General features: G+C 41.7%; 11 protein-coding genes and 1 pseudogene. 8 read left to right on the top strand and 4 right to left on the bottom strand.

The window, feature by feature from the left end; all coding sequences use genetic code 11:
* Window positions 1-200: 200 nt before the first annotated feature.
* Both A2W93_02280 and A2W93_02285 read right to left on the bottom strand, forming a co-directional pair.
* Window positions 201-722 carry a hypothetical protein gene (locus tag A2W93_02280; GenBank protein OFY53929.1) on the bottom strand — a complete coding sequence of 174 codons (522 nt, stop codon included), beginning with the start codon at window positions 720-722 and terminating at the stop codon, window positions 201-203.
* A gap of 84 nt (window positions 723-806) precedes the next feature.
* A complete protein-coding gene (locus tag A2W93_02285) occupies window positions 807-1,271 on the bottom strand; it encodes a hypothetical protein (GenBank protein OFY53930.1) in 465 nt (154 codons plus the stop codon).
* A gap of 590 nt (window positions 1,272-1,861) precedes the next feature.
* Between A2W93_02285 and A2W93_02290 the strand changes: the two genes are divergently transcribed.
* From A2W93_02290 to A2W93_02305, 4 genes are all read left to right on the top strand, one after another.
* Entirely contained in the window at window positions 1,862-2,923 is a 1,062-nt protein-coding gene (locus tag A2W93_02290) for a thiamine-phosphate kinase (GenBank protein ID OFY53931.1), read from the top strand.
* A 29-nt stretch (window positions 2,924-2,952) separates the two neighbouring features.
* The gene (locus A2W93_02295; protein OFY53932.1) at window positions 2,953-5,532 is read left to right on the top strand and encodes a hypothetical protein; all 2,580 of its coding nucleotides are present in this window, start codon (window positions 2,953-2,955) and stop codon (window positions 5,530-5,532) included.
* A 158-nt stretch (window positions 5,533-5,690) separates the two neighbouring features.
* Entirely contained in the window at window positions 5,691-6,161 is a 471-nt protein-coding gene (locus A2W93_02300) for a hypothetical protein (protein ID OFY53933.1), read from the top strand.
* 9 nt (window positions 6,162-6,170) lie between these two features.
* Complete coding sequence (locus A2W93_02305; GenBank protein ID OFY53934.1) at window positions 6,171-6,743, top strand: hypothetical protein; 573 nt, start codon at window positions 6,171-6,173, stop codon at window positions 6,741-6,743.
* Between the two features lie 478 nt (window positions 6,744-7,221).
* Here A2W93_02305 and A2W93_02310 read toward each other — a convergent pair whose 3' ends face one another.
* Window positions 7,222-8,013 carry a hypothetical protein gene (locus A2W93_02310; protein OFY53935.1) on the bottom strand — a complete coding sequence of 264 codons (792 nt, stop codon included), beginning with the start codon at window positions 8,011-8,013 and terminating at the stop codon, window positions 7,222-7,224.
* A gap of 506 nt (window positions 8,014-8,519) precedes the next feature.
* On the opposite strand from A2W93_02310, the gene A2W93_02315 reads away from it, so the two are divergent.
* The 4 genes and pseudogenes from A2W93_02315 (at window position 8,520) to A2W93_02330 (ending at window position 11,810) form a co-directional block, all read left to right on the top strand.
* Window positions 8,520-8,930 (top strand): hypothetical protein, encoded by a 411-nt coding sequence (locus tag A2W93_02315; GenBank protein ID OFY53936.1) that lies wholly within the window; start codon window positions 8,520-8,522, stop codon window positions 8,928-8,930.
* A gap of 227 nt (window positions 8,931-9,157) precedes the next feature.
* Window positions 9,158-9,556: pseudogene (locus A2W93_02320) on the top strand (NADH:ubiquinone oxidoreductase).
* A gap of 314 nt (window positions 9,557-9,870) precedes the next feature.
* A complete protein-coding gene (locus A2W93_02325) occupies window positions 9,871-10,134 on the top strand; it encodes a hypothetical protein (GenBank protein OFY53937.1) in 264 nt (87 codons plus the stop codon).
* Window positions 10,135-10,292: 158 nt separating this feature from the next.
* Window positions 10,293-11,810: a hypothetical protein gene (locus A2W93_02330; protein OFY53938.1), complete on the top strand. Its 1,518-nt coding sequence runs from the start codon at window positions 10,293-10,295 to the stop codon at window positions 11,808-11,810.
* Between the two features lie 159 nt (window positions 11,811-11,969).
* Here the strand turns inward: A2W93_02330 and A2W93_02335 are convergent, their stop codons facing one another.
* Window positions 11,970-13,553 carry a hypothetical protein gene (locus tag A2W93_02335; GenBank protein OFY53939.1) on the bottom strand — a complete coding sequence of 528 codons (1,584 nt, stop codon included), beginning with the start codon at window positions 13,551-13,553 and terminating at the stop codon, window positions 11,970-11,972.
* Between the last annotated feature and the right edge of the window lie 461 nt (window positions 13,554-14,014).

Genomic DNA, 14,014 nt, shown 5'->3' on the forward strand with positions numbered 1-14,014 from the left:
CAGGGGTAGTATTATTCACTGCCCTTGCTTTGAGGAAATATTTTCAATAGGCTCTGCAACAACTAACAAAGGGAGTTTTATTCATAGGAGATCCCGGCGCCACGCAAAGCGTGATAAACTCCGGCCGGGAACTTAGTACTCAGCACGCTGACATGGAATTACGCCAGCTGGCGGACAAGCTGTGGGCTGCGTAAAACGGATTATTCCAATGATGTTCGAACCAGCTTGCCATCTTGAAAAACAAAGAAATTGGAATACACATCGTCTTTGTTGTATTGCTGGTTCTCAAGCAAATCTTTGATAAAAAGCCTCATGTATTTGTTACAGTATTTTGTTTTGTAGTATCTCTCATTAACACTATATAAAGCTGATAGTGCACCTGATAATAATTCCGCATTCGTTTTTTTAAAATCATAATACTCTACAATGAAAAACAAGGCATATCCATTGTCTTGACAATACTCATTAATAAAATTGTAGTTATAGCATTTTTCCGAGCTGCAATTTGGTGACCAGAAATATACAATTGCTTTTTGAGACGATGAGATGCATTCATGTAATTGAATTCCGGTAACAGAATAAATTTTCCCATCGGTATTGATATTACATATTTCTCTTTGCGGATCAGTGAAAACAATTTTTGATTTTTCGTTTTCAGATAATTGTGAATATCCGCTATAGAACCCTGGAGTGTTGGTAATAACACAACTTTGTAAAATCATTGAACAAAGCAAAAAGAATGAGAATTGTTTCATAAATTAAGTAATGTAAAAGACCTGCCCGATAACATCAGGCAGGTCAAAAGTTTATTCAATAACAAATAATGGCAATTCAACTCCACCCATTTCTCCCAAATCAGCATTGAACTTATAAACGCCAAATGGCACCTTGACCAATGTGCCATTTGGTGCTTTTGCCAACAAATCTTCATCTATATAGAAATTTTTTAAATCATCCTCAAAATCGATGCTCTTATCAAATTCAAGAATAACAAAATAATCTCCTTCTTCATTTTGTTGAACAGGCACGCTATACAAATCAATTTCTATTTCATCTAATCTAAAATTGCATAATCCAGCTTTGTGGCAATCACGTTTTTTCCTACCCCATTCGTCCCATGTAAAAAAGAATCCAATAATAGGTTCCGCAGCCTTTAGGAGAGGAACATCGTTCGATTCTTTATCATTTTTTACGATTTCATTTTTTGAACAAGAAACGAATGAAACTCCAATGATGGAAATCAATAAAGCGCTAAAAAACAAGTTTTTCATACAAATTCAGTTAAGTTTAATAAACAAATTTCCCCACTTTCGCAGTACAACCACATTGCAGATTGATTACCTTGTTGAGTAATTATTAAAAAATGCGCTTTGCGTACCACGCGCCACCAAAATCCACTTTTAACACTGAATTTCAATGGGTTTACATCTATGTTTCGTATCTTTGCACGGCATTCAGTTTAATGATTGGATGTTATCTAGAAAGCCGGCCATTGGGTGTGCAAACCCATGGTCGGTTTTTTTACACCATCAGTGTGACCGGCAATATTACTTGTCGATCATGCAAAACACCTCAGGCGTATATTGATTTATTTATCAGCAAACAAAGAACGTTCTTCTGACTAATGCAGCGAAATTAATGATAAATTTCAATGAGGCAAATTTACACAAATGTTTGCAACTATTACCCCCCCCGTAAAAATAACACATAAATAACATAGACGTGGTTGTGTCCCTCGAAAGGTTCGAAACCCTTCGAGGAATTTCAAACGGCTTTTTCAAACCTCCCCGGTTAATAACATCTTTTGCGCGCACTTTATAAGCGTAAAGGATTGCTTATTTTTGCAAAAAATGGAGTAACTATGCTCGAAGACAAAAAACCTGCACGCACCGATATTTCCGCCCTGGGCGAATTTGGACTCATTCACCATCTCACTAAGGATTTTCCACTGGTGAATAAAAGCTCCCACAAAGGCATCGGCGATGATGCAGCGGTGATACAATTCGATGCCAGTGAACAGACCCTTCTTTCAACCGATCTGCTACTTGAAGGAGTGCATTTCGATTTGTCGTGGATGCCGCTGCAGCACCTGGGCTATAAGGCCGTGGCTGTGAATCTGAGCGACATTGCAGCCATGAACGGAATTGCGCAACAAGTGTTGGTGAGCATCGGTATTTCAAACAGATTTTCTGTAGAAGCGCTTGATGAGCTGTTTGCAGGAATGAAAATGGCTTGCGACAAATACAAGGTCGATCTGGTTGGTGGCGACACCAGCAGTAGTGCCGGTGGCCTTGTGATTTCGGTAACAGTTGTTGGTAAAGCAAAAAAAGAAGACATCGTGTACCGCAATGGCGCAAAGGTGAATGACCTGATCTGTGTGAGTGGTGATCTGGGCGCGGCCTATGCGGGTTTGCTGATTTTGCAGCGAGAGAAAAAAACCTTCGAAGCCAACCCCAATTTTCAACCCGATCTGCAAGGATTTGAATATATTTTAGAGCGTCAGCTTAAGCCAGAACCCAGATTCGACGTGCTTGAAAAACTTCGCAATGAAGGAATTAAGCTCACTTCAATGATCGATATTTCGGACGGACTTTCGTCGGAATTACACCATATCTGCTCTCAAAGTGGCACCGGATGCAGCATATATGAAGAAAAAATTCCGGTGGACATTCAAACAGGACGCGTTGCCGAAGAATTCAATATTACCGATATCACCATGGCGTTGCACGGAGGGGAAGACTACGAGCTGCTTTTCACGGTTCCGCTCGCTGAACACGAAAAGCTGAAAGACCGCGACGATATTCTGGTGATCGGTCATATCACTGATAAAAGCGAGGGCATGAACCTTTTATCCAAAGCCGGTCAGAGCATTTCGCTGAAAGCTCAGGGCTGGGATAGTTTTAAAACGGAAGACCGTAAATAATTTCAACGCTGCATTTTCGTTATTACACAATGGAACAACAAACAACAACCGAAAAGAAAAAAAGAAAGTGGTACTGGATCGCACTGCGGATTTTCCTTTGGATGCTCGGTTCCGTTGTCTTTTTGATTCTCCTGGCCTGGCTGCTGGTCTTTGTTTTTCAAAACAGAATTGAGCAGAAGGTGATCGGTCAGATCAATGCAGAGCTGAATTCAGAAATAAAAGTAAAGGATGTTGATGTAACGCTTTTTCATCATTTCCCGATGGTGTCTGTGGTCTTCAACGATGTGTCTGCAAGCGATGCCACACCTCAGAAAACAGGAAACCTTTTTGCTGCACGTTGGGTTTCGCTGGAGTTCAATCTGATGGATGTGATTACCGGCGACTATACCATCCGGCAGATTGGGATGGATCGGGGCACAGTCTGGCTGCGGGTTTTCGAAGATGGAACCGACAACTATCATATTCTGAAACCAACGACTGATACTACTGCTTCGTCGGAAAGCACCGCATTTCATCTTGAGCGAATTTATCTTTCGGATGTGAGTGGCGGCTATTTCGATGAAAGATACGATCAGCAATATTCTTTTTTCTTTCATCAGGCCAAGGCCTCGGGCAGTTTTTACGAAGACGATTTCAATGTGAAATTATCCGCTGCGCTTCGCGTTGATACCATTCATGTTTCTGGCATGGACTTCATTCCGGGAATGGATGCGTTGCTCAACGGAGTGATTGATGTAAATACTTCAACCGAGAATGTTTCATTCAGCAGTGTCGAAATTCAGGTTGCAGATGTTGTGTTGTTGGCTGCCGGGAAAGTGAATTACGACAAAGCGCATGAAACCGTTGATATCACAGTGAATTCGGATAATACGGACCTGATTGAATTTATGAGTCTGATGCCGCAGGAAGTTCAGAAATTTTCGGATGGACTGGAACATCGCGGCACCATTTCAATTGAATCGCATATCAAAGGGAAATACAGCGACGGGAAAATGCCGGCGGTAGATGTTTCGCTGCAGATGGAGGACGGATACATCGAGCGAGCAGAGAACGACATTGCATTAAGCAATATTAGGTTCAATGGAAAATTTTCGACGCCCGATTTTGCAGTTCAGGAAAAGTATTTTATTTCGCTCAAAAATTTTAGTGCAACACTTGATGGCAAGACAATTTCAGGAAGTGTACAGATAAAAAATCTAAAAGAACCGCAGATAAAACTGTTGGTTAAAGGTGACATGTCGCTCGAAAAAATTCAGAAATGGGGACAGTTTGAAAGCGTGAAAGAATGTGCTGGCAACATACAATTCGATGTTCAGTATGAAGGAATCATCAGCGATTTTTCGAACCTGGAAGCGAAGGATTTTATTGACAGCAAAAGTCAGGGTACGCTTCTGATCGAAGATGCAAAGCTGCAAACAGAAGGAATGAGCAAGGTGGCGAGCGTAAAAAAACTTGATGCAATTTTCTCAAACCGCGATCTTGAAATTGTTGAGATGAATGTGGCATACGGCACCAGCGATTTCACTGGCAATGCTATTTTGAAAGATATACTTCCGTTTTTGTTTATTGCGGACAACGAGCTGAAACTTAGTGCTGATCTTCATTCGAAGAATATTGATATTACTGAACTTTTCCCTGAAGAAGAAAATACGCAGAAAACGGAAGAGACAGAAATTACTTTTGTTTTACCGAAGAATGTGCGTGCTGTTGTGGATTATTCTGCGGAGCGATTGTCGTATAATAAATTCGGTGCAAGCAATGTGAAAGCAAGAGTTCATGTTGGCGAAAACAAAGTGCTGGCTGAGGATGTAAGTCTGAATACACTGGGTGGTTCCATTCGTGGAAATGGCTCATGCGAAATGAAAAACAAAGATGTGAAAGTGTCGCTCGATGCAGAACTGAAAAATCTGGATGTACGCGAAGCATTTATTGTGTTTAATAATTTTGGACAGAAAGACCTTACGTATGACAATTTGCGCGGCAGGGCAGATGTTTCGCTGCAAATGAAGGCCAGTTTTTCTGAGACACTCGAGGTTGATCCGGCGTCGATTGTTGCTGGTGCCGATATTGAAATTAAGGATGGTCAACTTGTAGGATACGCTCCCATCAACGATCTTGAGAAGATTATCAAAGGACGTGATTTCTCCGATATTCAGTTTGAAAAAATGACCAGCACTATTTCAATCAGCGACAAAACCATCAGGATTCCGAAAACGGAAATCCGCTCCAACGTTATGAATCTTAAGGTTACTGGCTCGCATACATTCGACAACAATATTGATTATCATCTTGAAGTGAAGTTTTCAGATGTGAAAAAGAAAGGGGCTAATGGCAGACCTGAAGATGAATACGGATATGTTGTCGACGATGGAGTAGGTGATCCGACCATTTTTATTCTGATTACAGGAACCGTCGAAAACCCGCAGTACAAGCAGCTTGACAAGAAGGCCATGCAGGAAAAAGTTAAACAGGATCTGAAAACTGAAAAGCAGAACCTGAAAAAAATTCTCAACGAAGAATTCGGACTTTTCAAAAAAGACACTACGCTTAAAAAAGTCGAACCCGAACCGAAAGAAAATACAAAATTCCAAATTGAATGGGAGGAGTGATGAATAAGAAACACTGAACAAATAATGCGGAAATGTGAGAATTGAAGTTGCATTTAAATTCACAACTGACCACTAACAAAGTGTTTTTTAATTTTATGAACTAAAAACACCATTGGGCGCGCGTCTCCTGACGCGTGACCATACGAAAAAAACGAAATATGTTTCGAAGTATATTCAAATTTTTCGCTGCGCTTTTTGTTCCGTTGGCATTGGGCTACATTGCCGGCCAATACACATCTGCAGCTGTTCCCACATGGTTTGCGTCGTTGAACAAACCATCATTCGATCCGCCCGGTTGGATGTTCGGTCCTGTGTGGACATTGATTTATATTCTGATGGGGCTCTCGTTTTTTCACATCTGGATCAAGCCCAGGATCAAAGAAAGGACCGTTGCCAAAATTATTTATCTCATTCAGCTGGCACTGAATTTTGCATGGTCGTTTTTGTTTTTTTATTATCAGGACATCGGTCTGGCACTCATCGACATCATTGTGCTGGACATTATTGTTGCCATCATGCTGGTGAAATTCTATCAGCTAAAACCAACAGCAGCCTATCTGAACATCCCGTATTTCCTTTGGATTTTGTTTGCTACTGTTTTGAATGCCGCATATTATTTTCTGAATTAAATTCTGTTTATGTCAAAAATATTCAACCCCGAAAACCACAATCGGCTGAGTTCCGATGACCGCAGAAAGCTCATTCCACCTGAGAAAATTCTAGACAAGATGCAATTGCAAGATGGCGATGTGTTGCTCGATGCCGGCGCCGGGAAAGGATATTTTGCTATTCCTGCATTGGAATATGTTGGCGAAACCGGGAAAGTGATAGCCGCTGATATCTCGCAGCAGATGCTGGATTTGCTGATTCAGGATGTGCCTGATTCAAATAATATTCAGGCATTGTTATGCGAAAAGAATAATATTTCTTTGTCCGAAAAATCGGTTGACAAAATCCTGATTGCCTTTGTCCTTCATGAAGTAGATGATCCGGAAGCGTATTTGAAAATGCTTCGCAACATTCTGAAGGACGATGGAAAGTTATTCACCGTAGAATGGAAACCCGTCGAATCGCCCATGGGACCTCCATTGCATGAACGACTAAGTAGAAAGTCAATTAAAAAATATTTTTCCGATTCAGGTTTTGATGTACTGAGTTTCGAAGACGTGAATGATTTTCAATATTTCTGCGAAGCGAAGAAAAATGTCTGAATGGCAAACATAATATTCCATCGTCCGATGGCGACAAAGGAGTCAGAGGATATGGAATCGTTATGTTTGCATCAAAACCGACGATTCCATATCCGCCAGCTGGCGGACGATGGAATATCGGTTTTGCTCTTTTAATTGATTATTAATAAATTATGCGAGCGTGTCATTAGCAGTTTCGCTACAGAAGCTCTTTTTAGCGAATTAGCTTCGAAGTATCTCCACCAGCTGTCACGCTAAGCCCCGCCGCTGTCATGCTGAACCCTGCTACTGTCACTCTGAGCGGAGTCGAAGAGTAGACAGCAGGATAAACTCCGTCGAAGCACGAACAGCGGGATAAACTCCGTCGAATCGTCGGCAGCTCACGTAGCGCCTTTTAAATTGGTTGGGCGCAGTCTATAGATTCAACCCAACTGATTTTCTGATTTAGACTACGCCCAGCTTAAAATTTGTAGCACTACAGCTGCTGTTGACGTTTACATTATCCAATTAAGGTAAATGAAATCGTGAGTTCAATATAGTAAGTACTAGCATTGTTGTAACCCTTTTGTTTAAGTAGGTTACTCATGTTACTCACCGTTGAAATCAGCGATTCAGTGCATCCGCTTCCAAGTCGCTGAAAAACATGAAGGTCATTAATTGTTCCATTATTTGTAATAACAAAACCAATTCTTGTTACACCAGACACTTTGTTTTCCCGCGCTGCAAAAGGATAATTCACCATTAACTCAGGCATAGAGATATTTTGGTTCAATGTAATTTTCGTGATTACTTTATTTATGTCTGTTGATTTGTAAATTATTAAATCTCCATGTTTTAATACTAATTCCTCGAAATATTTCTGTTCATTCAAAACGGAAATCTCTGTTTGCAGAGATCCAATTATTTCGCATAAAAATCTTTTCTTTATTTTTTTAAATGGAATTTGAGAGTTGCCCATTATCAGTGTCTGAAAGGTTTTCCCTTTTACCCAAATGAAATCTATAACCGAGTCCTTCGAAATCATTGTCAGATTCTCCGAAACACTTGCAAGGTCGGGTGGTGTGACTTCTTTTGTAATAAACGACACGCTATCTGTTCCACAAACCATATAAAAGCTGTTACTGTTTTTTGATACGACAATCAACAGGTCTTCAGGATTGTTTTGTTGTTCATCTAAAACATAATTCAATCCTTCTTTTATTTTTGCTTTAATCTTTTGTTCGCTGATGGTTTGAGCCCATCCCGACAATGACAATAGCGCAAAGGAGATTATTAAAATCAGTTTCATCATTTCATCGATTTTGAATATGCAAAAATAAACGATTTAGTTTTGAAAAATGTCGAAATCAAAAAATCTAATAAAAAGCTGGTTGGAAGTAAATGTTAGATGCCTGAATGGCAATCATAATATTCCATCGTCCGATGGCGACGTAGGAGAAGGAGGATATGGAATCGTTATGTTTGCAGCAAACCCGAAGATTCTATATCCGCCAGCCATGTGCTGAGCCTGACGAAGCATGGCGGACGAAGGAATATTGGTTTTGCCTTGTCTTGATATTATGTAATTTATTCGAGGGTGTTATTATTGAAAAATTCGTTTTTCTGCACAGACAAGGTGAAAAGGCGCTGTGCCTGATTTTGTAATCAGGCACACGAAGTAGCCGACAACAAACGTTTACAAGTATTTATAGTCGAAAGTAAATGCTTAATAACCGGATAATTCTTTCGGGGGATTGTTCCTTTGCATTGTCGTTGAAGAAATACGGCAAACTAAAGTTGAACTAAAATTGAACAATCATGGAATTACAATTTGAAAATGCAAATGAAGAACAAGCCCGCATGTTGGTGCTCACAGGCGAAGAAGAACCTAAGACAAAGAAAAATCCGGAGAAGAATCTTGTTTTTATGGAGGGCATAGTGACGTCGGAGCCATTCCCGAAGCAGTTTGCCAATGGCAACAAGCTCGCGATGTTCACGCTCTCGTACATCAATAATTATCGTACAAAAACAGGTGAGCAAGTCCGCATCACCGAATGGTTTCAGGTGATTTCGTGGAACAAGGTCGCCGATGTAGTGATGAACAGCGTACACAAAGGTGCTCGGGTAAAACTGAAAGGCCGTCTTCGCAGCTCTGCATGGAAAGATCAGGCCGGCATAGCCCACCGCCGCGTACAGATCGTCGCCACCGAAATGCGGCAGGCCGCTTAACAGCAAATCCGCCCTCCATCGTCCGCGAATTACACAAATTTGCGCGAATACATGTTGCCTCAGCAGGTCTTATGAACGCGAATTCGCCAGCATCGGTCACTTCGTGACCTGATGGGCGGACACGTGCGAAGCAGTCTTCATCTGCGATGAAGGCTGTTTGTGGGTGCTCCTCAATTGTACATGTATGTGTACAAAAACACATCATAAATGACTATAAATCTAAAACAATGAACGAACTTGAATTTAAGGAAGAAGCATATAAAATTGTGGGCGCCGCAATGGAGGTACATGCTATTCTTGGTAATGGATTTCTTGAAGCTGTTTACCATGAGGCGCTATGCATAGAATTTGACAGACGAGGAATTCCATACAAGCACGAAGAACCGCTATCAATAAAGTACAAAGATGTCATTTTGAAAAAGAAATATGTCCCGGATTATTTTTGCTTTAATGGAATTATTGTCGAGGTAAAAGCTGCTTCAAATCTCACTTCTGATGACATGGGACAGGTTCTTAATTATCTGAAAGCGACCGGTTGAACACTTGCCATTTTATTGAATTTTGGCAGCAAGAGCTTGATGTACAAACGGGTTGTTATGTCTGGCAATAATAGTAAAGCTTCTTGACGGATTTGTTATAAAGAATTGCGAAGCAGTTCTTTGTAACTATTAGCGTCCATATGCAAGCCGCAGGCAAGACAATTAATCAATTTCTTCGCGTGCATTCGCGTAATTCGCGGAAGAAAACAGGTGGCTTTTTGTGGCTCATTGAATTCATTTTTGCAGAATCTGAATCGTGCAACATCGAAGATGACGCATGATTCGAATTAGCGTCAATAAGACCTGCTGAGGCGAAAGAAATTGTTCGCGATAATTAGCGCAATTCGCGGAAGACCGGGATTAATAAATCAATTATGTGTAACAACTAAACAGATAGCGTTATGACTGAAAATGATAACAGCAGTTCAGTTTTAGAATATTCAGATGAATCCGTTGCTACAAGAATTTATTGTGTCAGAGGAAGAAAAGTCATGATGGATTTTGACCTGGCCGATTTATATCAGGCTTCCACAAAGGCATTAAAACAAGCTGTCAGAAGAAATGTCGATATTTTCCCGGACAGTTTTATGATTGAATTGACTTCGGATGAATTCGAAAATTTGAGGTCACAAATTGTTACCTCAAGATTGGGAGGCGTCCGCTAATTGCTGAAAACACCTCCCAATGATTAACGCTTCGCGTTCTCTTCATCACCTCTTTGTTGCAGCACAAATAATTTCCTGCCAGTTCAGCACTTTGTCCCACATGACATGACAGGTTCGCTTAATCTAAATTGAATAAATTTGTACAAAATTCCACTGACATGAAAAGAATAATTATTTCAATTTTTTCACTGACTTATGCGCTTATGGTATTTGCGCAGCCGGGAACCCCCGATGCCTCCTTCGGTAATAATGGCATCGTAATTACTGAGGTTACTACCGGATTTAATTCAGGAAATGCGGTTGCGATACAGGCTGACGGGAAAATTGTGGTCGTTGGCGAAAGCGGTATGCCTGGTGACTACGATATGTCTTTTGCGCGATACAACTACAATGGCGATCTCGACAACACTTTTGCCAATTCCGGCATCCTGAGTTTTGGGGTAGCTGATGTAAGTAATTATGCATCCGATGTTGTTATTCAACCCGATGGAAAGATTGTTGCCGCAGGCCGCACGTTCAACGGAAGCTCGTGCAATATTGCTGTAGTCCGACTTAATTCCGATGGATCGCCGGATGTTTCATTCGCGTCCAATGGAATATTGTTGCTCGACCTGGGTGCATCAGAAGTAATTGAAAGCGTTGCATTACAGAGCGATGGGAAAATTCTGGTTGGCGGCTATATGGGTACATCCTCCGACGATTTTACACTGATGCGTATCAACACAAATGGTGCACCCGATAGTACTTTTGGCACAAACGGTGTTGTGACTACACAATTTGGATCCAAGGATAGTTTTATCGAAGAGCTGGCTGTTCAGTCAGACGGAAAAATTGTGGCCGTTGGTATGACCTTCGACGCAAACTCGGATTATATTTTTGCTGCTGCCCGTTACAACGACGATGGCTCTCCTGATGCTTCGTTTGGAACAACCGGAAAAGCTACTTACAATGTTGGCGACGGACATGATTTCGCACTTGCAGTCTGCATTCAACCGGATGGCAAAATCCTGCTTGGAGGTCACTCCTGGATTACAAATTCACCGGTACTGCAATACGACATGGCAATCGTCAGAATCAATGCCGACGGAACATTAGACAACACCTTTGGTACTGCCGGTATTGCAACGGCACGCATTATTGATGCCGAAAACTATGCATATGGCATGGTGTTGCAGCCCGATGGTAAAATTTGCCTGGCAGGTTATACACTCGAAAACTATTCAGAAGCCAATATAGCTCTTGTTCGCTTTAATGCCGACGGATCAAAGGATAATTCATTCGCAACGGCAGGTGTTGTCACTACCAACATCAATGCTGAAGATTACGCAAGTTGTGTCGCTTTGCAACAGGATGGAAAAATTGTTGTGGCCGGCTATACGGATGAAACATATACCTCGAAATTTGTTGTGACTCGCTATAACGGCGATTTTACAAGCATTTACGAAGATAACGGATTACTATTCACCCTCTGCCCGAACCCGGCTACGGATTTTGTGACGATTGAAACAAACGAATCTGTACGCATCGATGTTTCGGATATTTCGGGGAAAATTGTTTTGTCAGCAGCTTCCGAAGGTCATATGGATATTGATGTTTCTGACTTTTCAAAAGGACTGTATATCGTAAAAGTCCAATCAGAAAACAATTGCAGTATTTCAAAACTGCTTGTTGAATAACAATCAGGTTTGAAATTATTGCTACACGAGATTATAAGCCTTTGTTATAAAAAATTGCTTAGCAATTTTTTATAACTATTAGCGTCCATATGCAAACCGGAGGCTAGTAAATTAATCAAAGGTTTTGCGAGAATTCGTGTAATTCGCGGAAGACCGGAGTTAACGTTTCGCATTCACGCGGTCCTGAGCCAGTTTCACGGCATTGTATGCATTGATGACTCCGCCGGTTGAAGATAATTCCGAGAACGAAACTTTTTTCTTGCCGCCGCCGGGGAGCAATACTTTTTTATCATATTTCACCGCTGATTGCAATAAAATTTCTTTCACTTCTTTCGCGCTGAGTTCCGGAAAATACGCACGGATAATGGTGGCCACACCTGTTGCAACAGGGCTCGCCATCGAGGTTCCCGAAGCCGATTCGTATTTGTTGCCAGGTGAGCAACTGTAAATATCCTGTCCCGGTGAAAATATATCGACGCTCTTTTTTCCGTAGTTCGAAAACGAAGCGGGAAGTTTCTTTCCGGCTGAATTGGTGCTGGCTCCGACAACAATGAACTTGTCGTTGATTACATTGCCATTCTCATCAAAATTGCTGGGATAATGTACCTCAACATCCACATTTTCTCCGTCGTTACCGGCTGCATGAACAATCAGTACATCGTGTTCGTTGGCCACACGCAGAGCGGAATCCACAAAATGTTTCTGCGGCGAATATCCTTTGCCGAAGCTCATGTTGATAATTGATGCACCGTTGTTTACCGCATACAATATAGCATTCGCAACATCCTTGTCGCGCTCGTCGCCATCGGGAACCACCAGCAGAATCATCAGCTGTGCATTGCTAGTCACTCCATCCGGACCAATGCCATTGCCACGCACTGCCGCCACATTGCCGGCTACCATTGTGCCGTGTCCGGCGCGGGGCCCTTTCACATCGCTGTTTCCGTAGTACGGATTGCTGTTGTTGGTCCAGTCATCTCCCACAATTTCCCGTGAATCAAAATCAACATTGTAGCGGTACAGTGCCTGACTTTCATAATGATCGATCCACCCTTTCACTACTGTCGTGTCAATATGATTTTTCATCCAATAGCTCATGAAGTCAACAACTGGCTGCATCCTTTCATCTTTGATGGTCTTGAGCTGGTTTGCCGAATATTTGTTTGTTCCAAAATAAGCAGTAATTACACTGTCGGCCACTTTCATATTTTTATACAGCGTTGTGACATTAGTGAGGGCTTTTGTTGATGCCGCAAATTCTGTTTCAACTTCTTTTTTGCATTTCAGATATAGCTGAAAATCTTTATCACCAGCCAGTTTCGCGGAGTCGGCATTTTCGTATTTCGGTTTCAGCAGACGGTAAACGCGCGTCACTTCAAGGTTGTCGTTGTCCACATTGCGGCCGTCGGGATTTCCCAAAAAATTCCAGCCGTGAACATCATCAATGTATCCGTTTTTATCATCATCGATTCCGTTGCCCGGAATTTCATCTTCGTTGGTCCAGATCACTTCTTTCAGGTCTTCGTGATTGAAATCGGTTCCACCGTCGATGATGGCAACAATCACCGGCTTGGGTGTTTTGCCCTGCAGCAGTTCCTCATACGTGCGGTCCGAAGATACGCCCGGAACCTTGTTTTTCTGCAGGTCTTTGTTGTACCAGCAGTCTTTGTCGGATTCTGATTTTTGTGCCATCGATGCAATGAACACAAACATCATTGCAGATAAAAGGAGTAAAGTTTTCATGCGATAATTATAATATTGGTGTAAAATTAGTGAATATTCATTTTGCAGCCGCTAATCTTATATGAACAAATAATAATTGCGGATGTCCCGGCTGAATTGATCTATAGCTTGCGGGTGGAAATTTTCCGCAGAAATCTCCCATGGCGCGGATATGTCATCCGTGACATGGATTCACAAATCTCCCCGAAACCCTTCACCGCATTTCCAGTCTTTCTTCCGCGAATGACGCAAATGTTCACGAATGGATTAAGACCTCATGCACTTCTGATGGGCGCGAATTCGAATCCGCCTTCACCTGCGATGAAGACTGATTAAGATTGCACGTAAATTAATAATCTCATGGCGCACTGAGTTCCCGGTCACTGATTGAGACAAAGCTTTGCTGACTGTGCCGGGATCTCCTATGAATAAAACTCCCTTTGTTAGTTGTTGCAGAGCCTATTGAAAATATTTCCTCAAAG

The sequence above is a fragment of the Bacteroidetes bacterium GWF2_43_63 genome (assembly GCA_001769275.1).
GTDB lineage: Bacteria > Bacteroidota > Bacteroidia > Bacteroidales > DTU049 > GWF2-43-63.

Bases quoted from the DNA above. Each gene is read 5' to 3' on its own strand.
- A2W93_02315 (OFY53936.1), top strand. From the start codon at position 8,520: ATGGAATTACAATTTGAAAATGCAAATGAAGAACAAGCCCGCATGTTG.
- A2W93_02335 (OFY53939.1), bottom strand. From the start codon at position 13,553: ATGAAAACTTTACTCCTTTTATCTGCAATGATGTTTGTGTTCATTGCA.
- A2W93_02325 (OFY53937.1), top strand. From the start codon at position 9,871: ATGACTGAAAATGATAACAGCAGTTCAGTTTTAGAATATTCAGATGAA.
- A2W93_02300 (OFY53933.1), top strand. From the start codon at position 5,691: ATGTTTCGAAGTATATTCAAATTTTTCGCTGCGCTTTTTGTTCCGTTG.
- A2W93_02295 (OFY53932.1), top strand. From the start codon at position 2,953: ATGGAACAACAAACAACAACCGAAAAGAAAAAAAGAAAGTGGTACTGG.
- A2W93_02285 (OFY53930.1), bottom strand. From the start codon at position 1,271: ATGAAAAACTTGTTTTTTAGCGCTTTATTGATTTCCATCATTGGAGTT.
- A2W93_02280 (OFY53929.1), bottom strand. From the start codon at position 722: ATGATTTTACAAAGTTGTGTTATTACCAACACTCCAGGGTTCTATAGC.
- A2W93_02330 (OFY53938.1), top strand. From the start codon at position 10,293: ATGAAAAGAATAATTATTTCAATTTTTTCACTGACTTATGCGCTTATG.
- A2W93_02310 (OFY53935.1), bottom strand. From the start codon at position 8,013: ATGATGAAACTGATTTTAATAATCTCCTTTGCGCTATTGTCATTGTCG.
- A2W93_02305 (OFY53934.1), top strand. From the start codon at position 6,171: ATGTCAAAAATATTCAACCCCGAAAACCACAATCGGCTGAGTTCCGAT.
- A2W93_02290 (OFY53931.1), top strand. From the start codon at position 1,862: ATGCTCGAAGACAAAAAACCTGCACGCACCGATATTTCCGCCCTGGGC.